Origin of the sequence: Cytobacillus firmus (assembly GCF_023715565.1) — a bacterium.
Lineage (GTDB): Bacteria > Bacillota > Bacilli > Bacillales > Cytobacillaceae > Cytobacillus > Cytobacillus firmus_C.
This window is the reverse complement of the sequence record NZ_JAMBOJ010000024.1, coordinates 21,429-45,279: the sequence shown is the minus strand read 5'-3', so window position 1 is coordinate 45,279 and position 23,851 is coordinate 21,429. Positions and strand designations below refer to the sequence as shown.

Here is a 23,851-nt window from a genome sequence, read left to right as displayed (position 1 = left end):
AAGCGATCGTTTCAATGAAAGAACAAATTCATCAATGGCTTGATAATAATCGTGAACAGGGAACTAAGTTACTACAGAAGCTGGTTCAGTTGGACAGTACACAGGGGAAGGAGCGTGAGGCACAAAAGGTTGTGGCAGAAGAACTGGAAAAAATAGGCATCAAGGTGGATGTCTGGGAGCCTGATGGCAGTGAACTTGTTAAGAACCCATATTTCGCTTCTTCACGCAGCCAGTTTGAAGGCAGTCCTAATGTGGTTGGTGTATTAAAAGGAACAGGAGGAGGGCGTTCCATTATTCTGAATGGCCATATTGATGTTGTGCCAGAGGGAGACAGGGATCAATGGAATGACGATCCATACAGCGGAAAAATAATGGACGGCAAGATGTATGGGCGGGGAGTTACGGACATGAAGGGAGGGAATGTTTCGCTAATCTTGGCGATGCAATCCTTGAATTCTCTGGGTGTCCGCTTAAAAGGGGATGTCATTTTCCAGAGTGTTATTGAGGAGGAGAGCGGCGGCGCTGGAACGCTTGCTGGAATTTTAAAAGGCTATAAAGCGGATGCTGCCATTATTCCGGAGCCTACCAATATGAAAATCTTTCCGAAGCAGCAAGGGTCGATGTGGTTCCGCATTCATATTAAAGGACGTTCAGCACATGGCGGAACACGCTATGAAGGGGTAAGTGCAATCGATAAAAGCACCATTGTACTGAATCATATCAGTCAATTGGAAAAAAAGAGAAACGAACGGGTATCTGACCCCCTTTATAAAAATATTCCAATTCCAATCCCTATTAATGTGGGCCGGATTGAAGGCGGAGATTGGCCATCATCTGTAGCAGATCTGGTGAAGATCGAAGGGCGGATGGGGGTTTCACCAGAGGAGACGATTAAACAGGCTAAGAAAGAAATGGAAGATTGGATAAAGAGTTTAGTAGAAAAGGATGACTGGTTCAAGGAACATCCTCCTGAGCTTGAATGGTTTGGTGCACGCTGGCTTCCAGGTTCAATTGATGTGGGACACGAATTAATGAACACACTTGTCAGGAATTTCAGAAATGTAAAAGATGAAGACCCGGCAGTGGAAGCTTCTCCTTGGGGTACAGACGGTGGTCTTTTGACTGAGGTGGGGACTACTCCGGCTATTGTGTTTGGCCCTGGTGTAACAGAAGTGGCGCATTTCCCAAATGAGTATATCCACCTTGATAAGGTCTTTGAAGCTGCTGAAATCATTGCTATGACACTAATTGACTGGTGTGGGACGGAAGTGTAAAAGAAATAAAAATAGACAGAAGAAGAGACGGAGGATATCCCAATGACATTAAAAATGAAATCTATTAACCTTAAAACTCCGATTCCTGGTCCGAAAGCATCTGAACTTTTGCTCAGAAGAGAGAAGGAAGTACCCCGAGGACCATTTAATACTGTGCCTTCTTTTGCCGAAAAAGCTGAGGGCGCATTAATAACAGACATAGATGGCAATACATTCATAGATTTTGCAGGTGCCATTGGCTCTCTTAACGCAGGCCATTGCCCGCCAAGAGTAGTGGAGGCGCTAAAGGAACAAATGGATAAATATATTCATCCATGCTTCCATGTCATGATGTATGAGCCATATGTGGCTTTGGCTGAAAAACTGAATGAAATCACGCCGGGGAAACATAGCAAAAAGACCTTCTTTTTGAACAGCGGGGCTGAAGCGGTGGAGAATGCCATAAAAATTGCCCGCAAATATACAGGCAGAAAAGGCATTATTTCATTTGAACGAGGATTCCATGGAAGAACCTATATGGCGATGTCACTAACCAGCAAGGTTAAGCCATACAAATTGGGGTTTGGGCCATTTGCTCCTGATACATATAAAATGCCCTATCCTTATTATTATCGTGCTCCAAAGGGGTGGACTTCCGAGGATGTCGACCAAGAGATCATTAATCAGTTTTCAGATTTCTTTTTAAGGGAGGTCCCTGCTGAGGAGATTGCTGCTGTGATTATGGAGCCCGTGCAGGGCGAAGGCGGTTTTGTTATTCCATCCAAGCGCTTTATCCAGGAAGTGAAAAGGATTTGCGCGGAAAACGGCATCCTTTTTATAGCGGATGAAGTCCAAACAGGTTTCGGAAGGACTGGAAAGATGTTCGCCATGGAGCATTTTGATGTGATACCGGACATCATGACTATGTCTAAATCCATTGCAGCCGGCCTCCCAATCAGTGCCGTAACCGGGCGTTCTGAGATAATGGATGCACCAAATCCAGGGGAGATTGGCGGAACCTACGGAGGAAGCCCGCTAGGTTGTGTGGCTGCACTTGAAGTAATTAAAATGATGGAAGAAGAAAAGCTGCCGGAAAGGGCCATTCACATCGGAGAAAGAATCGTACAAAGGTTTTCAGACCTTCAGGAGAAAGTCCCTGCTATTGGGGATATCCGTACATTGGGAGCAATGACATCCGTGGAGCTTGTTAAAGACCCGGATACAAAAGAACCTGATAAAGAATTGACTGCAAAAATAATACAGGAAGCAAATAGACGTGGTGTTATCGTAATGAGTGCAGGGCTTTATGGTAATGTTTTACGGATTTTAAGCCCTCTTGTCATCACTGATGAGCAGTTAATTGAAGGCCTGGATGTTATTGAAGAAATTATTTTAGAGCTTTGCCTTGGTTAAAAGCCGGGAAATTGAAGTGTAGAAAGGGAGGGTAATATGAAAAGACAGCACCTTTTTATCGGCGGGAAGTCTGTAGAAGCTAAAGAATATAAGCCTTTATACTCCCCGTATTCCGGGGAGCAAATAGCTGAGGTTGCGGCAGCTGATCAAGAAGAGATTGAAAAGGCGCTCCAGGCTGCTGAGGGAGCACGCGAAGAGATGGCAGGAATGCCCGCTTTCGAACGTGCAGCCATACTGGAAAACCTGGTGTTCTTGCTAAAAGAAAATGAGGAGAAGTGTGCAGAAATAATTGCCCTTGAGTCCTCAAAACCCATTTCAACCGCAAAAGGAGAAGTGGCCCGCACGATCATGACCTATAAGCTTGCTGCTGAAGAGGCAAGGAGAATTCATGGAGAGACTATCCCGATGGATGCCGTTCCAGGGGGGGAGGATCGAATTGCCTATACAGTCCGGAAGCCAATTGGGATTGTTGCAGCAATTACCCCTTTTAATTTCCCGATGAATCTGGTGGCACATAAGGTAGGGCCGGCCATTGCTGCAGGCAACACCATCGTGCTGAAGCCTGCCTCGCAGACACCATTAAGTGCCTATTTTGTCGGTGAGCTTCTGGAAAAAGCGGGGCTTCCGGGTGGCGCCCTCAACATTATCAGCGGATGCGGAAGCACTGTCGGCAGCCAGCTTGTAAAAGATGATCGTGTGAAAAAAATCACGTTTACTGGAAGCCCGAAGGTTGGAATAGGTATCCGCAGCAAAGCAGGACTGAAAAAGGTGACGCTAGAACTGGGATCTAACTCAGCGCTTATAGTAGATAAAAACGTGGATATTGATCCGATTATTGAGCGGGCAGTTGGCGGAGCGTTTTCAAATGCCGGCCAGGTGTGCATCTCATTACAGAGGATGTATGTTCACGAAGATCTGTATGAGGGGTTTATAGAAAAATTTGCAGAGAAAACAAAAGCGTTAAAACTGGGGGATCCTCTAAAAGCAGATACCGATATTTCAGCTCTTATTTCGCCTGGGGATGTGGACCGTTCACTTGATTGGATAGAAGAGGCGAAGGAACATGGCGCTGAAGTTTTATGCGGAGGCGAAAGGGAAGGAAATATACTGCATCCAACTGTTTTGATCAATGTTAAGGCTGAAAGCAAAGTTTCCTGCCAGGAAGCATTTGCGCCAGTTGCTGTGATAAATAAGATTTCTTCTGTCGCTGAAGCAATTGAATTAGTTAATGATTCGAGGTATGGGTTACAGGCCGGAATTTATACAAATGATATCCATTCTGCAATGGAGGCTGCGGATCGGCTGGAAGTAGGCGGAGTTATCATCAATGATATTCCTACATACCGTGTCGACCATATGCCATACGGAGGTGTTAAAGAAAGCGGCATAGGCAGAGAAGGTGTAAAGTACGCGATTGAAGAAATGACTGAACTAAAGCTTGTGGTGATTAAAAAATAAAGAAAGACCCTGCTCGCAGCTATTTCATTCAAATGTGGGCAAGGGTCTTTTAAATTAGGAACTATTAAAGTTGGGACTAAAATAGAAATTCCAAGTCAACGGCAGATTATGTTTATATAAAGAGAATCAGGGAATGAAACTATTAAAGAAACATAATACTGCCAAAGGAGATGACAACATATGAAGTATAAGAAGCTTTTACTTTCAGTCCCATTGGGTGCAGGATTATTGTTGGCAGGGTGCGGAGCAGATGAACAGGAGCCCCCGCCGGAAACGGAAGATGTGGAAATGGAAGATAATCAAATGGAAGAAAACAATAATGGTGATGGTGAAATGCAGGATCCCGGAACATCAGAGGAGTCTGATATGGAGGAGCCTGGCATGAATGAAGAATCACCACAGGATGAAGAGAACATGGATGAAAGTGATATGGATATGAACGATGGAGGTTCTGAAGAGAACTAATGAAGAAACATATCTAAAAAATGGAGAAAACGTCTGCTAATGGCAGGCGTTTTTGTATGTTTTTTCAAGAATTTGAATGTCTAAGCCGTGGAGTATTCAGCTGCAGGAATACAAGTGATCTAGCGGGAAAAAGCAGAAGCTTTTTCCTACTCATTATAGAAATCCCTTTTATTTGTTTTCAGAATTATGTATACTACAATAGAATTAAATAGCAATAACTAGGGGTGCCCAATAGCTTGGGCTGAGAAAGAAACGCGCTAAAGTTTCTTGACTCTTTGGACCTGATCTGGATTATACCAGCGTGGGGAAGTTAGAATGTGCAAAGGTTTCTTTGTGCAAAGACATCTGCGGTTAAGCCGGTCCATCATTATGTGGACCGGCTTTTTTACATATGTTGCACTACCTCGGTTCCAGGTCTCGTCCTTATATTTTTTAATAAAGGAGAGATGATCAATGACTGCTTTAAATCAGGAAAGCATTTCTATTATGTCGAGCTTTGCTGGCAACAAAAAAATCTATGTGGAAGGATCTAGACCGGATATCAAGGTTCCGATGCGGGAGATAGAATTAAGTCCCACCACCGGAAGTTTTGGCCAGCAAATAAATGAGCCGGTTCGCGTTTATGATACGAGCGGTCCTTATACAGATCCTCAATACTCGGCAGATCTAAAAACTGGGCTTCCCGCTCTGATAAACCGGTGGATTCAGGAACGCGGGGGTGTTGAAGAGTATGATGGTCGGGAGATTAAGCCCGAGGATAACGGATTCCGCTATGAAAAAACAGCTGCACGTTATTTCTGATGGAAAGCTGACTCCAAAAGCCTTCGCTGAATTGGCAGCTAAACTGGAACCCTTTACGGATCGCTTTCACTTAAGGGAAAAACATCGAACCTCAAGGGAGCTATATGAAGCAGCCGAGCTCCTTCTTAAAAAGGGTGTTCCTGTTAAAAAGATCATAATAAATGATCGTGCAGATGTTGCCTGGGCACTGAAAGCAGGTGTGCATCTTGCTTATCACAGTCTGCCGGCTGATATTGTAAAAACGAGTTTTCCGGATTTACCTGTTGGCTGTTCTGTACATTCATTGGAGACTGCTGAAGAGGCTGCCAAGCAAGGTGCTGATTATGTCCTGTATGGGCACATATTTGAAACAGACTCCAAGAAGGGAGTCCCGCCAAGGGGGACGGGGTCTTTGGAGAATCTAAAAAAGGCAGTGGACATTCCGGTTTTGGCAATTGGAGGCATTAAACCAGAGAACGTACCGGAAGTACTGCAGGCAGGGGCCGACGGCATTGCTATCATGTCAGGGATATTGCAGGCAAAGGAGCCTTCAGAGGCAGCAAAGCTCTTTTCAAAAATGTTAAATGAGGAGGGGATATGATGAGGAAAAAGTTTGATGCCGTTATAGCCGGCGGAGGCATTAATGGCAGCTCTATTGCTTTTCAACTGGCAAAAAGAGGGTATAAAGTGGCTGTTTTGGATAAAGGGAAAATAGCCGGCAAGGCCTCAGGGGCGGCTGCTGGAATTTTAGGAGTGCAAACGGAATTGACCGAAGACGGCCCGCTGTTCCAGCTCGCATGCAAAAGCCGCTCCATGTACCGGAGTCTGATTCCTGAACTGGAAGACTTATCACAAGTGCATATTGGCTATCAAAATAAGGGTGTATATAAAGTGGCAGCTAATATAGAAGAAGAGGTGAGTTACAAAAGGTTAATAGAAAGCCAGCAAAAAGCGGGTGAGGTGGCAGAATGGCTTTCGATGGATGATCTGGTTAAACGTGAACCATTCGTATCAGCAAAATTAAGGGGGGCGATGTATATACCGAATGATGGACAGGTACAGGCATATGAATTGTCCCTTGCCTTTGCAAAAGCTTCTATGGCTCTCGGAGCAGAAATTTATGAATATACCCATGTGACAGATTTTATTTTAAATGATGAAAGGGTGTATGGGGTCAGAACCAGCCAGGGAGAGTTTCTGGCAGATTCCGTTATCGTTGCTTCCGGTGCTTGGAGCAGGGAGATTCTTGAAAAAACGGGCATTGTGCTGCCCATTATTCCGGTTAAAGGTGAGTGTTTCTCGGTCAAGGTTGAAAAGCCTCTTGTACAGGGGACGATCTTTTCCCATGGATGTTATATCGTCCCGAAGCAAAATGGGAGACTGGTAGTTGGGGCGACAGTTAAGCCCCATTCATTTGATGAAAAGGTGACTGTTGAGGGTATATCTCTGCTGATGGAAAGGGCTCAAAATCTGGTCCCGGATATTGCGAATGCAGAATGGGAACGAGCATGGACAGGAATTCGCCCGCAATCGGCTGATGGGAAACCTTTTTTGGGACAGCATCCAGCCATTGACGGGTTATATATCGCAGCGGGACATTTCCGCAATGGGATCCTCCTTGCTCCGGCAACAGGAGAGCTGATGGCAGACATCCTTGAAGGCAGGGCGGAGCGGCCTAACCCGTTTGTGTTGTCCCGCGTTGAATATATAGGCCATTCATCGAAAGGGGTGGTTATGTGAATATCGTCATTAATGGTAATGCTGTGGAGCTGCCGAAGTTAGTTCACTCAGTTTCCCTTTTGCTTCAACACTTTCAGCTGGAGAAAAAGGTAGTGATTGTCGAGATAAACCAGCATATTTTGGACAAATCCGTGTATGCTGAAACGATTTTGTCAGATGGAGATCGAATCGAAATTGTACATTTTGTAGGAGGCGGATGATTTGTTGAAAATTGGACCATATGAATTTAGCTCCCGGCTGCTGCTTGGAACCGGAAAATATCCAAACTTTGATGTGCAAAAGGAAGCTGTAGAAGCTTCAGAAACAGAAGTGCTTACGTTTGCCGTACGCCGTATGAACATTTTTGAAGCAAATCAGCCCAACTTTTTAGAAAAGCTGGATTTAAAGAAATATAAATTACTCCCTAATACGGCAGGGGCGAGTACGGCTGAGGAGGCTGTGCGAATAGCAAGGTTATCCAGAGCTTCGGGGCTCTGTGACATGATTAAGGTTGAGGTGATTGGATGCAGCAAAACACTTCTTCCAGATCCAATCGAAACCATAAGAGCAGCGGAGATACTATTAGATGAGGGATTTATCGTTCTTCCCTATACTTCTGATGATGTCGTCCTTGCCCGAAAGCTTGAAGAACTAGGCTGTCATGCGGTTATGCCATGTGCTTCGCCAATCGGGTCAGGGCAGGGAATTATTAATCCTAATAATCTTCAATTTATTACAGAGCAGGCTGCTGTGCCGATTATTGTGGATGCTGGAATTGGGAGCCCGGCAGATGCGGCATTGGCAATGGAGCTGGGGGCAGATGGAGTGTTATTAAATACGGCTGTCTCCTCTGCAGATGATCCTGTCAAAATGGCAAAAGCTATGAAACTCGCTATTGAAGCAGGCAGGCTGGGATATGAAGCAGGACGGATGCCCAAAAAACGTTATGCAACAGCAAGCAGTCCGGAGGAAGGAACGGTCTTTAGTTGAAGGAACGATACTCCCGCCAAATGTTATTTACTCCGATTGGTAAAGACGGACAGCTAAAGCTAATGAAAAAACACGCCTTGATTATAGGAGCTGGTGCGTTAGGGGCGACAAATGCAGAAACGCTCACCAGGGCAGGCATCGGCCAATTAACCATTGCCGATCGGGATTATGTGGAGTGGAGTAACCTGCAGCGCCAGCAGCTATATTGTGAAGAAGATGCAATCCGAAAAGTGCCCAAAGCGATCGCAGCAGCTAAACGCCTGAAATCCATCAATTCAGAGGTGAAAATTAACCCGCGCATTATGGATGTAGGTATACAGGAACTGGAAGAGCTGATAAAAGGTGTTGATTTAATCATTGACTCAACAGATAATTTTGACATTCGCTTCCTGATCAATGATATTTCTCAAAAATTCCGGATCCCCTGGATATATGGCGGCTGTGTGGGGAGCTATGGTTTAAGCTATACCATTCTCCCTGGGGAGTCACCCTGCCTGCATTGCCTGATGGACAAATTGCCATTGGGAGGAGCCACTTGCGATATCGCTGGTGTGATTCAGCCAGCGATTCAAATGGTTGCGGCTCAACAGTCAGCTGAAGCATTAAAGATATTGGCAGAAGACTTTGATTCCTTACGCGGGACACTTGTTTCTTTTGATATATGGAGAAATCAATTCAGTTCTGTTAAAGTTTCTTCCTTAAAGAATCCGCAGTGTGAATCATGCGGCACGGATCCAGTTTATCCATTCCTGGACTATAGAAACCAGACAAAAACAGCTCTGCTTTGCGGAAGGGATACCGTTCAAATCCGGCCGTCAGCCCTCCACGCTGTAGATGTTGCGTATTTGGAAAAATCCCTGGCAGCTCAAGGAATAAGTATAGAGGAAAACCCCTATTTACTCTCATTTTCGGTTGATGAAGCCAGAGTGGTTGTATTTAAGGATGGAAGAGTGCTGGTGCACGGGGTAAATGACATTCTGCAGGCAAAGAACCTGTATCATCGTTTTCTGGGATAAAGAGCTGTGCCTGCCGCTGAGCGCGGCAGGCTTTATTGATTAATAGGAATTCATCAATATAAAAATGAAAAATAGGCTAAAATGGAAGAGAGGACAATATATAAGCAGGAGTTGATAGCATGGAACATAAAATCCAAAAAATCACCCCAAATTTATGGTTCAACACAGAAGCTGAAGAGGCGGCAAACTTTTATACTTCGATTTTTAAGAACTCAGCTGTCATCCAGATTACCCGCTATGGAAATGAAAGGCACGAACATAGCGGCGTGACAGAGGGAAAGGTTATGACAGTGAAGTTTCAGCTGGAGGGACAGGAGTTTGCTGCACTGAATGGCGGGCAACAATTTAAGTTTAATGAGGCTATTTCTTTAATTGTCAATTGTGAGAATCAAGAAGAAATTGACTACTATTGGGAAAAGCTCAGTGAAGGCGGGGACGAGAAGGCACAGAATTGCGGCTGGCTTAAAGATAGGTTTGGTGTTTCCTGGCAGGTTGTACCTGCAGAGTTAGGGGAAATGATCAGCAGCCCTGATTCTGAAAAAAGCGAGAGGGTAATGAAGGCATTGCTTCAAATGGAATCTAAGATTGATTTGGAGACTTTAAAGAAAGCATTTGAAGGCTAAAAAAAGACCTGTCCTCTACCATTTCAAAGACTGGCCTTTTAGTAATTACTTATCCTCTCTAAATAAGTAGCTATTCCCATCCTGGTCTTTAAACGGAAACATGGTTCCAAAAGGCATATTTAGCATATCTCAACTTCCACGCCATTCTGTTTCATTTGTTCATAGGCAGCTTCAATAGCATTTGTGCTGAATAGGATGGATTGGTGGGCAACAGCAGACGGGTTTTGCTGTTCCATCGCAGCCTTTCAATAAAGTACCAGAGTCGTAATCTCATCATCGCTTGGTCCAACTTCAATCCAGGATGTATTTGGGCCCATAGGCGGCTCGAACTTGAGCACAAACCCCATTTTATTCAGCCAAAAGTCTTTTGCCTGCTCCTGTTCTCAACGTATACTGTGACTTTGCCAAATTTATTGATCATATTAAAAACTCCTTTGTTTCAACTTGAATCACATGAAGTTTATCAGCCCATGCCGGGAAAAATAATCCCGCGTTAATCCGCTCCTAATGGGAGATAATTAATGTAAACACTGAGAGGAGAGGGGTTATGCACATTGATTCCATACGGTTTACCGATCCTCCTGTCCATCATCAATTTCCGTCTTTATACGAGAACTTGGGACTTCCAGAGGTTTCCTCCTATATTGAACAGAAATATGAATTTGATTTTACCATAGGAAAAACGAAAAGAACTGGTTATGGAAGCATTCGAATGTATAAGCAATATGAAGTGTTTAAGGTGATTATCATCGAAAAATTAACAGGATTCGGACCTAAAAGGCTCATAGAACTGGAGAGGCTCCTTATGGATGAGGTTAAGAAGCCATTCATAGACAATATAGAAGAGGATATTACCCCGCAAAAAGTATTCCACATGCATTTTGGCCGACAGGATAGGAGGAAATAGGGACAGTTTAACTGTCCCGTATGGCTTACTTAGTATGGTCTCTTTGGGCTTTTAAAGCGATTCTTTCGAGACCATTCTCTCTGTCATCCATGAATTCCGGATCTTTCGGAAGTGCATTATTTTTATGTTCTGAACGGCTTTTCTTATTCTTTTCCATGATATTTCACCTCCTTAAAACCCATGAAATTATCTGCGTTTTTAGTTTGCATCCTTTTTATGAGGCTATGCCCTGTGATTATGTTTTTAACATTAACTAAAATAGACTTTTTTGTTCAATCAAACGTTTGATTGAATTTGCTATAGATCCCAATCTACAAGCAAAATCTGTGTTTAAGAGCCGGAATTAAAAATTCATTTGTTTTTTCCAAAATAATGAAACTTTCATGATTGCTTATCGTATTTAAAAGTAAAGCGTAATCAGGGAGTGTTTCTTTTTTGAAGATGTTTAGGATAATCGTCATAATCGTTCTTATTCTGGCAGCAGCTTTGGCCATATTTGTGTATCTAAAGGGGAAAAGCAGCGGTGATCCTGAGTCGATTATCGGATATGTTCAGGAACACAAGAACACAGAGAATATGGCTTTGGTTATTCGGCATAATGATGAAGACTGGGTCAATATCAATGAGGATGTTCCGCTTCCTTTAGCCAGCACAGTTAAAATTATTGTGGCCATTGAATATGCACGCCAGGCAGAGTCAGGAAAAATAGACCCCAAAGAAAAAGTCGATTTAAAGACCCTGGAAACATACTATGTTCCTAAAACAGATGGCGGAGCGCATCAGGCTTGGATTGATAGTCTTTCAGAAGAGGCGGAGAGTGTCCCACTAAGCGAAGTGGCAAATGGAATGATTGCGTATAGCTCGAATGCAAATACAGATTTCCTGCTGAATGTCCTGGGAATTGAAAATGTAAATGAACTTGCAGACGAACTTAAGCTTCCCAGTCATGAAAAGATGTATCCGATTGTCAGTGCCCTTTATATCCCGATGGAGCTGATGGAGGAGGAGGGATTCACAAAAGAAGAGGCACTTAATGAATTGAAGGGCATGACTTTGGAGGAGTATCGAACTAGGGCTATAGAGATCCATCAAAAATGGGAAAGCCAGCCTCCTAATGAGAGGGAGAAGGCGAAAGCAGTAAAGGTTCTTGATATGGACTTTCAAAGAATCTGGTCCGACAGGCTTCCGCGGGCTTCAGCTGGCGATTATGCAGATCTTATGAGGCAATTGAACAGTAAAAACTCCCTTTCAAAAGAAGTCCATTCTTATTTGGACCCGGTTTTGGAGCAGCTGATGAAAAATCCCAGCAATCGGGAATGGCTTCGGCATGCAGGGCAAAAGGGCGGATCAACAGCCTTTGTTTTCACTATCAGCATGTATGCAACTGATAAAGAGGGCAACCGCACCGAGATGGCATTTTTTGCAAATGATTTAAATAATGCTGAATTTAAGGTACTTTCAAGGAATATGAACAGTTTCCAGCTGGAATTTCTGACAAATAGCAAATTCCGCAACTCTGTAAGGGAGAAGCTGAATTAAAATCTTAGAAAAAGCATTCGTTGTTAATAGCGAATGTTTTTTTACATAGGAAGTATGAAAAGAGAATTCGTTCAATAGCTGTGCAGGTATGATATTAGGGGAGAAATTTCCTGGTTTTATAAATACAGAAACAAAAAAAGAAGGTCTCTCGTCTAATAAACGAGAGGGTTTTTTTAACTCCACAAACTTAGCGGCACCCTCTTATACGAAGAAAATACACTTATCAATCACAAAGGAGTGCCTTAAAATGAGAAAGAATTTTGCTTTGATAGGGGCTATGCTCAGTCTCTTTATTATGGCAGGCTGTCAGGGCTTAAAATTATCAGCAGACACAGCCGCGTTGGTAACCTATCACTCCAGTCAGGAAAGCGGCCTTGAAAAAAGGGCCATCCCCAGCAAGACCAGGGAAGAGAAAGAAAAGCTGTTAGCCGAGGCTAAGGTTTCATCCCAACAATACGATTACGAAAAAGCTATTACATTATTAAAGCAAGCAGGTATTTCTGGTGATAAAGACATACAGAGAGCTTTAGATGATTATGAAAAACAAAGAAATCATCTCGTCAAATGGCATGATAACAGCAAGATTCCTCATTTATTTTTCCACTCATTGATTGCAGATGCTTCTAAGGCATTTGATGGTGACAGTATGACTCAAGGCTATCAGGATTACATGGTAACTATTGATGAATGTAAAAAAATCTTAAACGAATTATACAAAAGAGGATATATCCTTGTAAATCTTGAGGATATTGCAAAAACCAATTCAGAGGGGGAAATGGTTTATCAGGATATTTTATTGCCTCCTGATAAAAAACCATTGGTGCTGTCCCAGGATGATGTCAGTTATTATGAGTATATGATGGGAGACGGATTCCCCAAAAATTTAACGATTGATGCTAATGGAAATATCACAAATACTTATCTAAATGACAAAGGAGAAGCCATTCATGGATCGTATGACCTGGTTCCCATCGTGGATGACTTTGTTGAGCAGCACCCGGATTTTTCCTATAAGGGATCAAAAGGAATTATTGCATTAACCGGATATAACGGGGTATTGGGATATCGCACTTCGGAGAGCTCCTATGGCCCGAATAGTGAAAAACCTAATCCAAACATTAAAAAAGATCAGCAGCAGGCGAAAAAAGTAGCAAATGTAATGAAGCAGAAGGGGTGGACGTTTGCTTCACATACGTGGGGACACCTTGATGCAGGGAAGGTATCTATAGAACATTTAGAAAGAGATCTGCTTAAATGGAAGCGAGAGGTTGAACCGATTACAGGACCTGTAAACACCATTATTTTCGCGTTTGGCAGCGATATTGGGGACTGGCACCGGTATTCAGGTGCAAAATATGATTTATTGAAAAGCATGGGTTTTGCTTATTATGCCAATGTTGATGCATCAAGCACTTCTTGGTCTCAAATAGGACCGGATTACTTCAGGCAAGCACGCATAAATTTAGACGGGATCCGTATGCGTGCAGCGTTAACTGGACAAAGTGAGGTATTAAAAGATTTTTTTGATGTTGAACGAGTTTTTGATCCTTCCCGGCCAGGTGCGAATAAGCTTTTACAATGAAGAACATGAGAACCGCCCCATATTATTAGGATGAAAATGTAAATTTTTGAAACCTTTTCTATATGATTCCGTAATGCATAGAGGAATTATTTTTAACTAGAATAGGAGTGTTCTATATGGAAGAGGTAGTAAAAACGAGCAGTGAAAAGCCTAGTTTACTAGGGATGATATGGAGTCCGGGGGAGCAGTTTGACCGGATCCGCCAGAATCCGAAGATTTGGGTGCCGCTCATATTGGTGAGTATTATTTATGCAATCGGCACTGTTTTATTGGCAATGTCGATGGATGCTTCATATCTGGACCTCGAAGGGATGAGTGGTGCAGAAGCCGAAATGGTGATGATGTTTGCCAGAGCCGGAGTTGCAATTACAGGTATTTTCACTCCGGTATTTGTGGCGCTGATTTCCAGTGCTATCTATATGATTTTCACAAAGATTGCTGGATCTGATGCGACGTTTAAACAGCTATTCTCTATGAATGTCTATATTATTGTGATTGGCGGTTTGGGACTTATCCTTAACATGGCATTGAGAGCTGCAATCGGCGGAAATCCGGATATTTTTATTACCAGCTTAGCAGGTCTGATAAATAGCGAGAAGCCAGGAGTCTTAGGTTCTTTTGAATTATTCAGCATTTGGCAGACCGTTATCACGGCGATAGGACTTCATCGGGTGGCAGGATTATCAAAAGGCTGGGCTTGGGGAATTGCGATTGGGTTCTTCATTATTGGCATTCTATTTACCTTACTCAGCACTACGCTCTCAGGAATGACTGGTGTTTAAATGAAGAAGAAGGTTTGGATTGCCATCGGAGTGACGGCTTTGGTTTTACTGATGGCTGGAGTGAGCATCTACAGGCAGGCATTCGCGAAAGGACCTGAAGTAAATACCGCCCATCCGGTGCAGGAAGAAATAACAGAACAGATAATGATACCCGGAACTGTGAAGCTGGTGAATGAACAGAAGATATATGCTTCTCCCGAAAAAGGCGAAATAAAGGAATTTCTTGTGGATGTGGGGGATTCAGTCAAAAAAGGAGAGGTTCTGGCCAGGTATGATGAGCAGACTTTAGCCCTTGAACTGGAAAAGGTTAAACTCCAGGCTGAATCAAGTTATCTAAAAATCAATCAGCTGGAAAAACAGGAAGGTGAGCTGGGTGAAAAGGAAAAGGAACTGCGCAAACAGGCTGGAAAAAAAGAAGCTGAAAAACAGATACAGCCTGAAAGAGATCAGCTAAAGCTGGAAAAGAGATTGGCGAATCTGGAATTAAGCCAGGTGCTTCTGCAGAAGAAGGATATTGAAAAGCGCCTGGAAGAATTAGAGGTTAAGAGTACGATGGATGGTGTGGTGCTCCAGGTTAATAAAGCAGCGTCATCCGACCCATCATCAGCAGGAAAGCCAGTCATTTATATTGGAGATCTGAGAGCAACTTTAGCATCGGGTCTTCTTTCAGAATTCGATTCATTGAAGGTCAAAGAGGGGCAGAAAGTGACCCTCCGTTCCGATGCAGTTCCTGGAGAGGAATGGAAGGGTGAAGTCAGCGAAGTGGCTGACATGCCTGAAGAGAATCAGGCAATAAACCCTGCCGAAAATAGTGCGCCGCAGTATCGGGTGGAGACTTCGGTGAAGGAGATGTCCTTGAAACCAGGTTTTCAGCTCATAATGGAAATCGAGACGGATAAAAAGAAGGCACTCACTGTTCCTGCAAACGCAGTGATAACGGGAGACAGCAGTGTATATGTATTCGTGGTCAGGGATCAGAAAAGCTACAAACAGGAAGTGGAAACTGGTGTTGCTTCCGGAGATAAAATCGAGATAACAGGCGGACTTGAAGAGAAGGATCTAATCATTACGAATCCATCAGATCAGCTGAAGGACGGCGTGGAAGTGGATGCGGAATGATCAGCTTAAGAGGCATAACCAAGTCCTATCAGGCTGGAAAAGAAAGCATTGAAGTATTAAAAGGAATTAACCTAAGCATTGAGCAAGGTGACTCTGTAGCCATTATGGGACCATCCGGATCGGGCAAATCCACACTTATGAATATTATTGGATGCCTTGATCTGCCGACAAAAGGAATATATGAACTGGATGGGGAGAATATATCCCATTACTCGGAAGCAGAGATGGCTAAGGTCAGAAATCAGTCGATTGGGTTTGTGTTTCAGCAGTTTCATCTGCTTCCGAGGCTGACGGCTATTCAAAATGTGGAGCTTCCGATGATTTACAGCGGCCTTTCCAAAAAGGAACGATTGGAACGGGCAGAAGCAGCGCTGGTTAAAGTGGGTCTGGCTGAGCGGATGGACCATCTGCCCAATGCCTTATCAGGAGGTCAAAAGCAGCGGGTTGCCATCGCCCGGGCGATTGTGAATGAGCCGAAAATCATCTTGGCGGATGAACCAACAGGTGCCCTCGATACGAAAACAAGCGCCTCCATTATGGAGCTGTTCAGTGAGCTGAACCATGAAGGAGCAACGGTTGTAATGGTAACACATGAACCTGAAATAGCAGAATATGCTCATCATACGATTATGGTGAGGGACGGGATGATCGTGAACGCAGAACCTTCCCGGAGGGGGGCGCCTGTATGAGCTTTTTAGAAAATATCAAAATGGCCCTCAGCTCATTGAAGGCGCATAAAATGAGATCTATATTAACCATGATCGGAATCATTATTGGTGTTGGGGCGGTCATCATTGTAGTTGCCATCGGCCAGGGTGGGGAAGCGATGCTGAAGACGCAGCTGACAGGCCCGGGCAATACAGTGGAATTATTTTATCAGCCTTCTGAAGAGGAGATTCAGGCAAATCCGAACATATTTAATGAAGCTCCTTTTGACAGTGAAGATATCAAAGCACTGGAGCAGATTCCAGAGGTTAAACGGGTAGTTGCTTCAAGCTCACAGTTTTCACAGGCTTCATATGGAGAAGAGACTGCAGAGACTTCAACGACAGGAGTAGGTCCTGCATATTTTGAGCTGAACAATGTGAACCTGGAAAAAGGGCGATCCTTCACGGCTGCCGATTTCCTTGGCGGACGCAGGGTGGGACTTGTCAGCTTTTCCATGCAGGAGGAGTTCTTTGACGGCAAGTCACCGATTGGTGAAGTGATCCGAATTGGAAACCAGCCGATTGAGATTATTGGCGTCATGGAAAAGCCGACAGGGCTCTTTTCATTCGGTGTTATGGAGATCTATGTGCCTACGAAAACATGGCAGACTATTTATGGGAAGAGTGACTTTACCCAGGTGACGCTTCAGGCAGATTCCGCTGATCAGCTTCAGACAGCTGGAAAGAAGGCTGCCAGCTTACTTAACAAGATGCACAATACAGAAGAATCTTATATGGTCATCAACATGGAAGAAATGGCAGAAGGGATCGGCCAGATAACAAAGGTCATGACGTTAATCATCGGGAGTATTGCAGGCATCTCGCTGTTTGTCGGCGGAATTGGCGTCATGAATATCATGCTCGTCTCTGTAACAGAACGAACGAGGGAAATCGGCATCCGTAAAGCTCTCGGAGCGACCAGGGGACAAATCATGGGACAGTTTCTAATCGAATCTGTGACCCTGACCTTAATTGGCGGATTGCTGGGGATCCTGCTGGGCTGGGGCTCGGCGACTCTCATTTCATTCTTTGCGGGCTGGCCATCGCTCATTTCGTGGCAGGTCGTGGCAGGAGCCCTATTCTTCTCAATGGCGATCGGCATTATATTTGGACTGCTTCCGGCTAATAAAGCCTCAAGGCTGAGTCCGATTGAATCTTTGCGGTATGAATGATTTTTTAAGAGGCTATCTTTGGCTGAGGCCGGGGTGGTCTTTTTGTTTTTATAGTACGTGGGCTATCCTTAATCTGGTAATATAGTCTAACCAACGATCATGCTATGGGATGTGCTTAAATGAGCTGTAATGCTTGTGTAGTGCAGGAATTGCACTTTGAGGTTAGAACAGATGGAGAACAAAATTGCCGAATGTTTTCAAATGTGGTTGAGCATTTGGAGCGAAAAGGCGTCCTGGTGGTAGCTGATTCAGATCGGTTTGTCCTGGTGGAAGCAGGCATGCGGGATTTTCTTGATTTTTGCAGAGATCATATGGAAGCTGAAAGTGTCCGCTTCAGATCGGTCGATGAGGCTTGGCATCCTATTGTGGAGGCTGCTGAAATTCTGGATAGCCAGTGGATTGATGAAGTGATTGCCAATGGGCTGGTAACCTGTCATGCACAGCCAATTCTTGATAGAGATGAAGATGTATTCGCCTAAATGATGAATATCAGATTAAATAGCTTGCCGGGTAAATTTTTGTGCGCATAGCCGAGAAATATGTGCGCATAATATTTTTTCTATGCGGATAGCTGTATTTTCTGTGCGGATAAAAAAAATTCTGTGCGCTCAGCTTTTTTAAAGGAAATCCAGCTGAAATCAACGAACATACATAGGATTAAAACACAGCTGAATAGGGGGTAAAAAATCCAGCCCGAGAACCCTCCGTCTTACCGTGTGATGGAGAAAATTGGCATGACTTTTTCAAAAAGTGTATTCCACATGGAAATGAGTGGTGGGATGAATATTAATATGCGATTTTGAAGGAAGAATGGTATTCAGCTAAATAAAGGGCCATGTATATCACCATCCTGATTTGAAGAAAATATGGCCAGGAGGTGATATATATGGCTAAAGATGTTCTTTGTGAAGTAAATAACTGCACTTATTGGGAACAGGGAAATAAGTGCTCTGCAGATGCTATTTATGTTGTCAGCCATAAAGGCAAGCATGCTTCCAACAGCAAAGAAACAGACTGTAAAACGTTTGAGCCGGGAATGTAAGCCAAAAGGGTAACCGATCTGGTTACCTTCCTGCTATTTATTATTGATAATAATTATCAGTTTCATTCAAAAAATTTACCATGCTGATTCTTTTGTTTTTCGAAGCGGAGTCAGCTTTTTCATGTTTTTAAATATTTTATAATGGGCAGTGCCTACTTTTTCTTCTACATAGTCCAATGAATAGTCACCAGAAGGATCAGATAGTTCCCCTATCGCACGTGATAAGTGATCAATGACTGTTCTGTATGATTCATTCTTCGAATGGTCTTCCTTTGAGTTCATTTCTAGCATAATGTCATGAGCAAGGCTTTGAATTCTCCGTAAACGAATTTGCTTCGCTGGCATATGACCGCATCCTCCCCTTTTTTTGCTGAATCAATATATTATATATGGCCTTTCCATAGAAAAAATAACTGAAAACTATTTGCGTAACTACTGGAATAATATAATATAATGAATTGCAAAACAGGGCAGAAGGCAGGTTAATCAATAAAGGAGTTTATAATTTTTTTATTTGTTTTCTTTATTTTTCTTGCAATCAGTTCCGTAATGAATGTGTTGTTCAAGATGACGGAAAAGAAGCATTGGGGCATGTCTTTGTTGCTGAGCCTGGTGTTAGCAGGCATAACAATTGCCATTTTGGGAATTTAATAGGAAGAAGGAAGTCCGGGGAAGATTCCCGGGCTTTTTATGTGTATAAAAATGCTGGGTAAACACAAACTTTAGGTATCTACAACGGGAAAGGTGATTAGAAATGGATAAAGAATATCAATTTGCAAATTTGTCCGAGGGGGATCTGCAACAGGTGCATAATCTGGAAAAGCGATTAAGTGAGGAAAAAGGAGAAGAAGTCATTCTCATTGCTTATCATGATCATAAAGAGAATCAAAAGCATTAAAATGATAAACGCTTGGGATCTGCTTTCCCAAGCGTTCTATCATTTATTTTTTATCTACAGGTTTTGCATCATAAACTTCCACCTGAGGAGGGGCAGCAAAATACTCAGGTGCTTTTGCCGTAAAGGATGTAAAATGTTCAGTCTGGTTGTGGAACTTGACAGCGTCCATATCCTTCCACAATTCCACCATAGTATAGGCACCCGCTTTTTCTGTATCTTTTACAAGGTCATAAGAGATATTGCCTCCTTCTGCTCTGGAAGCCTCGATCAGCGGACGCATTTCAACAAGGAATTCCTCTTCTTTATCAGTTTGTATATGGAAGCCAGCATGAATAATAATCATGTTTGATTTCTCCTTTATGAGTTATTTCCACTCTGTAATATCTTCAACAGGCAGGCGGACCGATTTGTAGCCTTGATCAGCGGCTTTCCCGATGGAGATTAGCATGACAGGATAGTAGCGTTCCTTGTCCAAATCAAACGCTTCGGCAATCTGGTCTTTTTCATACCCGCCAATTGGATTAGTATCATAGCCATGGGCACGTGCAGCAAGCATTAGCTGCATGGATACGAGTCCGGCATCAATCAGATTCATTTCTTTCTTTTGCTCAAATGTCATATTTTCAAAATAGCCCTTGATGGATGGCACCTGCTGATCTCTTACTTCCGCAGGCATATATCCTTTTTCAACAGCTGTATCATAAATTTTTTCAATAAACGCTTCACTTTTCATATCAACAAAAACAGCAATGACGGCCGCTGATGTTTCAACTTGTCTCTGATTGAATTTTGCGAGCGGTGCCAGTGTTTCTTTGCCTTCTTTTGAATCAATGACAACAAAGCGCCAAGGCTGCAGGTTTACAGATGAAGGAGCTAAAGAAGCTTCTTCCAGGATTTCAGCCATTTCTTCTCTGCTGATTTTCACAGTTGGGTCATAATTACGGATGGAACGTCGGCCTGTGCTGATTTCTTTAAAGTCATTGTTAATCGTTTTAATCATGATGAACTCTCCTTTATGTTTTTCTGGATGTAAAAATTACATTTTATCTACATTTTCCTGGATGCGTGTGAGCAAATTTAATAGTGTGCTTCGCTCATTTTCCGAAAAGCCGTTCAGGATTTTGGAAATAAATCGGTGCTTTTCCTCGCAGTAGGCAGCAATCTTGGCTTTGCCTTCCTCTGTCAAACTGACATAAGTAAAGCGGTTATCTTCAGGGTTTTTCCTGCGGATCACCATGCCCTTTTCTTCCAGTTGCTTAAGATGTCTTGTGACAGCAGCATGATCGATATTCACTTTCTTCTGAAGCTCACGCTGCGTAATTTCCTCCGCTTCAAAAAGCTCCCGAAGAATCTCAAGCCGAGATTGGCTGATGCCGGTACAGCGCTCAAACTTTGGCATTGTCTGCTTACTGAGCTCAAATAGCCGGGCCGCAATAAGTTCTTCTTCCTTTAAACAATTAAACACTGCATCCCCGCCTTATAATTGATGGGTCAATGATTGATACGTCAATTACTATAAGATAAAAAATTTTTTAAGTCAAACAAATTAGCTCAAGGTATATCAACAGTGCTGTTAGCTGCCTTAAAGCAAGCATAAAAGGGAGCCCATTTGAAAAAAACAAAAAAAAAGGATTGACTTTTCTAATAATTCATTGTAAATTCATTTCTAACAAGAATTTCTAATTACTTGCCGATTGGAAAACCAAAGGCCCTTTCGTTCCACAAGAACTTGAGGGCCTTTTTTATCTCTTTATTCCGAGTAAATCACTGTGTTTTGTAGGTATTTGTTATCTGCTGCTGGAGTTGTTTACAGAAATTATGCTTTGTCGCTGATTGGTCAACCAAAAGCACTTGCTGCAAAGAGAGCTATTGATTGAGTAAATCAGGGAGGGAGTTAGATGTCAAAGTATCTAAGAAAGGCAGTTGAAGACAGAAAGAGATATTTAATAAATAGTCTGATAAGCGCCGGAGTCTACGAGATAGGTGAGCGTCATTTGTTTGAGTTAACCTTATCTGACCTTGAGCGCGAATACGCGAATTGCATGACCATGCTGGGAGAAAACGATTGATATATATAAATATATTGAGCTGATCAGATAAACTGAAGGCCGCTGCTTATGGACTAAGCATGCGGTCTTTTTTTATAAGGCTGTTTTCGCAAAGTTTGTTGCTATTTATATTATATTTACTGAGTTGATTGTAGTGGAGGGTGCGAGACTCCTACGGGAGTAGCGGGACAGGTGAGACCCCACAGACGCGTAGCGTCGAGGAGGCTCACCGCCCGCCCCGTGGAAAGCGAGCATCCTGGAACGGAAATCAACGGACAACATTGATAAACGAAAAACAACAATTTATACGAAAAGAGCCTTTTAAAAGACAATCAAAAGGGGAGATCTTGGATGGGCAGAAAGAAAAATACTTTTATAGGTTTATGGGCCGCTGGTTTGCTGGCATTGTCTTCTATTACAGGATGCAGTCAGGAGAGCAGTGGAAAAGCGGGAGATGAAGGCAGCTCAGGAAAGGATCCAATTGAACTGCTGAATGTTTCCTATGATCCGACACGGGAGCTTTATCAGGAGTACAATCAGGAGTTTATCAACTACTGGAAGGAAGAGACAGGGCAGGATGTAAAGATTCAGCAGTCACATGGAGGTTCCGGAAAGCAGGCAAGAGCTGTTATTGACGGGCTTCAGGCGGATGTTGTCACCTTGGCGCTTGCCTATGATATTGATGAAATAGCCAATAAAAGGGGAATCCTCGATAAAGAGTGGCAGAAGAGGCTGGATGATAATTCTACACCTTATACTTCCACCATTGTCTTTTTGGTTCGAAAAGGGAATCCCAAAAATATTCAAGATTGGGATGACCTGATCAGGGATGATGTTTCGGTTATCACACCTAATCCAAAAACATCAGGAGGTGCAAGGTGGAACTATCTTGCGGCGTGGGCTTATGCGAGCAAGCAGTTTAATGGAGAAGAAAAGCAGATCAAAGATTTTGTGAAAAATTTGTATAAGAATGTGGAAGTTCTTGATTCAGGAGCCCGCGATTCAACCAATACATTTGTTCAGCGGGAAATCGGAGATGTTCTCATAGCCTGGGAAAATGAAGCCTATTTATCTATCAATGAGCTGGGCAAAGACAAATTTGAAATTGTGAATCCATCGATTAGTATTCTTGCGGAGCCGCCTGTTGCTGTAGTCGATAAAATAGTCGAGAAAAAAGGAACCGCCGCTGCAGCAGAAGCTTATGTAAAGTATTTATACAGCGAAACCGGACAGGAAATTGCAGCAAAGAACTATTATAGACCGAGAAACACGGAAGTGCTGAAAAAATACGCCGATCAGTTTGCTGATATTGAATTCGTTACAGTAGATGAAGAATTCGGAGGGTGGCAAAAAGCACAGGAAACACACTTTAATGATGGCGGAACGTTTGATGAGATCTACCTCCAATAAAACAGCATGAGAATGAGAGGGTTCAGGTGATGGAGTTGAGGAAAGCGAAAGGAACAGAATTCAAAAAATATAGTGTACTTCCGGGTTTCGGCTTAACACTGGGGTACACGATGCTTTACCTTAGTATTTTAGTTTTATTGCCGCTGTCCATGATCATTTTTTATAGTTCGAAAATGGGATGGTCCGCATTCTGGAGCACGGTGATGGATCCAAGAGTTATGGCCTCCTACAAGCTGAGCTTTGGTGCGTCCTTGGCAGCGGGTTTAATAAATATGGTATTTGGTGTTCTCCTGGCATGGGTTATGGTCAGATATTCCTTTCCGGGAAAGAAAATCATTGATGCTCTTGTAGATTTGCCCTTTGCTCTTCCAACGGCAGTTGCAGGCATTGCATTGACAACTGTATACGCACCTAATGGATGGATTGGAAGTCTGCTGGGGTTCAAGGTGGCTTTTACGCCGATCGGGGTGGTAATTGCGCTGACTTTTATCGGGCTTCCCTTCGTGGTAAGAATGGTACAGCCGGTTCTGCAAAGTCTTGAAAAAGAGGTGGAGGATGCATCTGCCTCACTCGGAGCAAGCCGTTTTCAGACTTTTAGAAAAGTCATTTTCCCGGAATTGCTGCCGGCAGCACTGGCAGGGTTCACTCTTGCTTTTGCAAGGTCTCTCGGGGAATATGGGTCAGTCGTTTTTATCTCGGGAAATATGCCCATGAAAACGGAAATTACGCCACTGCTGATAATGACAAAACTTGAGCAATATGACTATGCAGGTGCTACAGCTATTGCCGCTGTCATGCTGGTCGCGTCGTTTTTGCTGTTATTAATTATCAACCTTATTCAATGGTGGACGAACAGAAAGTTTATGTCACAGTAGGCTTGGATGACTCAGTTTTAAGTTTTTTTTCGGCTTTGTTCATTCTAATAAGA

The 23,851-nt window shown here is 43.2% G+C and carries 28 protein-coding genes, 2 pseudogenes and 1 riboswitch; of the genes and pseudogenes, 25 read left to right on the top strand and 5 right to left on the bottom strand.

Going from position 1 to position 23,851, the window contains the following annotated elements; translation table 11 throughout:
• Positions 1 to 14 precede the first annotated feature (14 nt).
• The 12 genes and pseudogenes from M3205_RS11550 to M3205_RS11495 all read left to right on the top strand — a co-directional run bounded on the left by M3205_RS11550 (position 15) and on the right by M3205_RS11495 (position 10,624).
• Positions 15 to 1,274, top strand: coding sequence for a peptidase (locus M3205_RS11550; RefSeq protein ID WP_251170078.1), 1,260 nt, complete (start codon positions 15 to 17; stop codon positions 1,272 to 1,274).
• 42 nt (positions 1,275 to 1,316) lie between these two features.
• A complete protein-coding gene (gene gabT / locus M3205_RS11545; RefSeq protein ID WP_251170052.1) occupies positions 1,317 to 2,666 on the top strand; it encodes a 4-aminobutyrate--2-oxoglutarate transaminase in 1,350 nt (449 codons plus the stop codon).
• 36 nt (positions 2,667 to 2,702) lie between these two features.
• Entirely contained in the window at positions 2,703 to 4,124 is a 1,422-nt protein-coding gene (locus M3205_RS11540) for an aldehyde dehydrogenase family protein (protein ID WP_251170051.1), read from the top strand.
• A gap of 180 nt (positions 4,125 to 4,304) precedes the next feature.
• Positions 4,305 to 4,589, top strand: coding sequence for a hypothetical protein (locus M3205_RS11535; RefSeq protein WP_251170050.1), 285 nt, complete (start codon positions 4,305 to 4,307; stop codon positions 4,587 to 4,589).
• A gap of 210 nt (positions 4,590 to 4,799) precedes the next feature.
• Positions 4,800 to 4,914: riboswitch (TPP riboswitch) on the top strand.
• 128 nt (positions 4,915 to 5,042) lie between these two features.
• Positions 5,043 to 5,366: pseudogene (locus M3205_RS11530) on the top strand (phosphomethylpyrimidine synthase ThiC); the annotation flags it as partial.
• Positions 5,362 to 5,970 (top strand): thiamine phosphate synthase, encoded by a 609-nt coding sequence (locus tag M3205_RS11525; RefSeq protein ID WP_251170049.1) that lies wholly within the window; start codon positions 5,362 to 5,364, stop codon positions 5,968 to 5,970. The pseudogene M3205_RS11530 and the gene M3205_RS11525, both read left to right, overlap by 5 nt.
• On the top strand, positions 5,967 to 7,109 hold the full coding sequence (gene thiO, locus M3205_RS11520) for a glycine oxidase ThiO (protein WP_251170048.1): 1,143 nt from the start codon (positions 5,967 to 5,969) through the stop codon (positions 7,107 to 7,109). Before M3205_RS11525 ends, thiO begins: the two co-directional genes overlap by 4 nt.
• Entirely contained in the window at positions 7,106 to 7,309 is a 204-nt protein-coding gene (gene thiS, locus M3205_RS11515) for a sulfur carrier protein ThiS (RefSeq protein ID WP_251170047.1), read from the top strand. Before thiO ends, thiS begins: the two co-directional genes overlap by 4 nt.
• A gap of 1 nt (position 7,310) precedes the next feature.
• Positions 7,311 to 8,078, top strand: coding sequence for a thiazole synthase (locus tag M3205_RS11510; RefSeq protein ID WP_251170046.1), 768 nt, complete (start codon positions 7,311 to 7,313; stop codon positions 8,076 to 8,078).
• On the top strand, positions 8,075 to 9,094 hold the full coding sequence (locus tag M3205_RS11505; protein ID WP_251170045.1) for a MoeB/ThiF family adenylyltransferase: 1,020 nt from the start codon (positions 8,075 to 8,077) through the stop codon (positions 9,092 to 9,094). The genes M3205_RS11510 and M3205_RS11505 overlap by 4 nt, the downstream gene beginning before the upstream one ends.
• A gap of 119 nt (positions 9,095 to 9,213) precedes the next feature.
• A complete protein-coding gene (locus tag M3205_RS11500) occupies positions 9,214 to 9,717 on the top strand; it encodes a VOC family protein (RefSeq protein WP_251170044.1) in 504 nt (167 codons plus the stop codon).
• 547 nt (positions 9,718 to 10,264) lie between these two features.
• The gene (locus M3205_RS11495) at positions 10,265 to 10,624 is read left to right on the top strand and encodes a hypothetical protein (protein ID WP_251170043.1); all 360 of its coding nucleotides are present in this window, start codon (positions 10,265 to 10,267) and stop codon (positions 10,622 to 10,624) included.
• Between the two features lie 25 nt (positions 10,625 to 10,649).
• On the opposite strand, the gene M3205_RS25620 is transcribed toward M3205_RS11495, so the two are convergent.
• A complete protein-coding gene (locus tag M3205_RS25620; RefSeq protein ID WP_285886263.1) occupies positions 10,650 to 10,781 on the bottom strand; it encodes a hypothetical protein in 132 nt (43 codons plus the stop codon).
• 284 nt (positions 10,782 to 11,065) lie between these two features.
• Here M3205_RS25620 and M3205_RS11490 point away from each other — a divergent pair, with 284 nt between their 5' ends.
• From M3205_RS11490 to M3205_RS11450, 9 genes and pseudogenes are all read left to right on the top strand, one after another.
• Positions 11,066 to 12,163, top strand: coding sequence for a serine hydrolase (locus tag M3205_RS11490; RefSeq protein ID WP_251170077.1), 1,098 nt, complete (start codon positions 11,066 to 11,068; stop codon positions 12,161 to 12,163).
• Between the two features lie 247 nt (positions 12,164 to 12,410).
• Positions 12,411 to 13,745 carry a polysaccharide deacetylase family protein gene (locus M3205_RS11485; protein ID WP_251170042.1) on the top strand — a complete coding sequence of 445 codons (1,335 nt, stop codon included), beginning with the start codon at positions 12,411 to 12,413 and terminating at the stop codon, positions 13,743 to 13,745.
• 116 nt (positions 13,746 to 13,861) lie between these two features.
• Positions 13,862 to 14,527 (top strand): YknW family membrane protein, encoded by a 666-nt coding sequence (yknW, locus tag M3205_RS11480; protein WP_251170041.1) that lies wholly within the window; start codon positions 13,862 to 13,864, stop codon positions 14,525 to 14,527.
• The gene (locus M3205_RS11475; protein ID WP_251170040.1) at positions 14,528 to 15,646 is read left to right on the top strand and encodes an efflux RND transporter periplasmic adaptor subunit; all 1,119 of its coding nucleotides are present in this window, start codon (positions 14,528 to 14,530) and stop codon (positions 15,644 to 15,646) included. It abuts the gene before it with no gap.
• Positions 15,643 to 16,335: an ABC transporter ATP-binding protein gene (locus tag M3205_RS11470; RefSeq protein ID WP_251170039.1), complete on the top strand. Its 693-nt coding sequence runs from the start codon at positions 15,643 to 15,645 to the stop codon at positions 16,333 to 16,335. Before M3205_RS11475 ends, M3205_RS11470 begins: the two co-directional genes overlap by 4 nt.
• Complete coding sequence (locus tag M3205_RS11465) at positions 16,332 to 17,525, top strand: ABC transporter permease (protein WP_251170038.1); 1,194 nt, start codon at positions 16,332 to 16,334, stop codon at positions 17,523 to 17,525. Before M3205_RS11470 ends, M3205_RS11465 begins: the two co-directional genes overlap by 4 nt.
• 119 nt (positions 17,526 to 17,644) lie before the next feature.
• On the top strand, positions 17,645 to 18,004 hold the full coding sequence (locus tag M3205_RS11460; protein WP_251170037.1) for a hypothetical protein: 360 nt from the start codon (positions 17,645 to 17,647) through the stop codon (positions 18,002 to 18,004).
• A 210-nt stretch (positions 18,005 to 18,214) separates the two neighbouring features.
• Positions 18,215 to 18,315 (top strand): annotated as a pseudogene (locus M3205_RS11455) (GNAT family N-acetyltransferase); the annotation flags it as partial.
• 96 nt (positions 18,316 to 18,411) lie between these two features.
• Positions 18,412 to 18,567, top strand: coding sequence for a DUF1540 domain-containing protein (locus tag M3205_RS11450; RefSeq protein ID WP_251170036.1), 156 nt, complete (start codon positions 18,412 to 18,414; stop codon positions 18,565 to 18,567).
• Positions 18,568 to 18,642: 75 nt separating this feature from the next.
• Here M3205_RS11450 and M3205_RS11445 read toward each other — a convergent pair whose 3' ends face one another.
• Positions 18,643 to 18,912, bottom strand: coding sequence for a hypothetical protein (locus tag M3205_RS11445; RefSeq protein WP_251170035.1), 270 nt, complete (start codon positions 18,910 to 18,912; stop codon positions 18,643 to 18,645).
• Between the two features lie 409 nt (positions 18,913 to 19,321).
• On the opposite strand from M3205_RS11445, the gene M3205_RS11440 reads away from it, so the two are divergent.
• A complete protein-coding gene (locus M3205_RS11440; RefSeq protein ID WP_251170034.1) occupies positions 19,322 to 19,465 on the top strand; it encodes a hypothetical protein in 144 nt (47 codons plus the stop codon).
• A gap of 43 nt (positions 19,466 to 19,508) precedes the next feature.
• Here M3205_RS11440 and M3205_RS11435 read toward each other — a convergent pair whose 3' ends face one another.
• The 3 genes from M3205_RS11435 to M3205_RS11425 are packed head-to-tail and all read right to left on the bottom strand — an operon-like array spanning position 19,509 to position 20,930.
• Positions 19,509 to 19,808: a putative quinol monooxygenase gene (locus M3205_RS11435; protein ID WP_251170033.1), complete on the bottom strand. Its 300-nt coding sequence runs from the start codon at positions 19,806 to 19,808 to the stop codon at positions 19,509 to 19,511.
• 21 nt (positions 19,809 to 19,829) lie between these two features.
• Positions 19,830 to 20,465 carry a nitroreductase family protein gene (locus M3205_RS11430; RefSeq protein WP_251170032.1) on the bottom strand — a complete coding sequence of 212 codons (636 nt, stop codon included), beginning with the start codon at positions 20,463 to 20,465 and terminating at the stop codon, positions 19,830 to 19,832.
• Between the two features lie 36 nt (positions 20,466 to 20,501).
• Positions 20,502 to 20,930: a MarR family winged helix-turn-helix transcriptional regulator gene (locus M3205_RS11425; RefSeq protein WP_251170031.1), complete on the bottom strand. Its 429-nt coding sequence runs from the start codon at positions 20,928 to 20,930 to the stop codon at positions 20,502 to 20,504.
• A gap of 433 nt (positions 20,931 to 21,363) precedes the next feature.
• Between M3205_RS11425 and M3205_RS11420 the strand changes: the two genes are divergently transcribed.
• From M3205_RS11420 to cysT, 3 genes are all read left to right on the top strand, one after another.
• Positions 21,364 to 21,534: a Fur-regulated basic protein FbpA gene (locus tag M3205_RS11420; RefSeq protein ID WP_251170030.1), complete on the top strand. Its 171-nt coding sequence runs from the start codon at positions 21,364 to 21,366 to the stop codon at positions 21,532 to 21,534.
• 330 nt (positions 21,535 to 21,864) lie between these two features.
• Positions 21,865 to 22,923 carry a sulfate ABC transporter substrate-binding protein gene (locus M3205_RS11415; protein ID WP_251170029.1) on the top strand — a complete coding sequence of 353 codons (1,059 nt, stop codon included), beginning with the start codon at positions 21,865 to 21,867 and terminating at the stop codon, positions 22,921 to 22,923.
• A gap of 29 nt (positions 22,924 to 22,952) precedes the next feature.
• A complete protein-coding gene (cysT, locus tag M3205_RS11410) occupies positions 22,953 to 23,798 on the top strand; it encodes a sulfate ABC transporter permease subunit CysT (RefSeq protein ID WP_251170028.1) in 846 nt (281 codons plus the stop codon).
• The last annotated feature ends 53 nt before the right edge of the window (positions 23,799 to 23,851 follow it).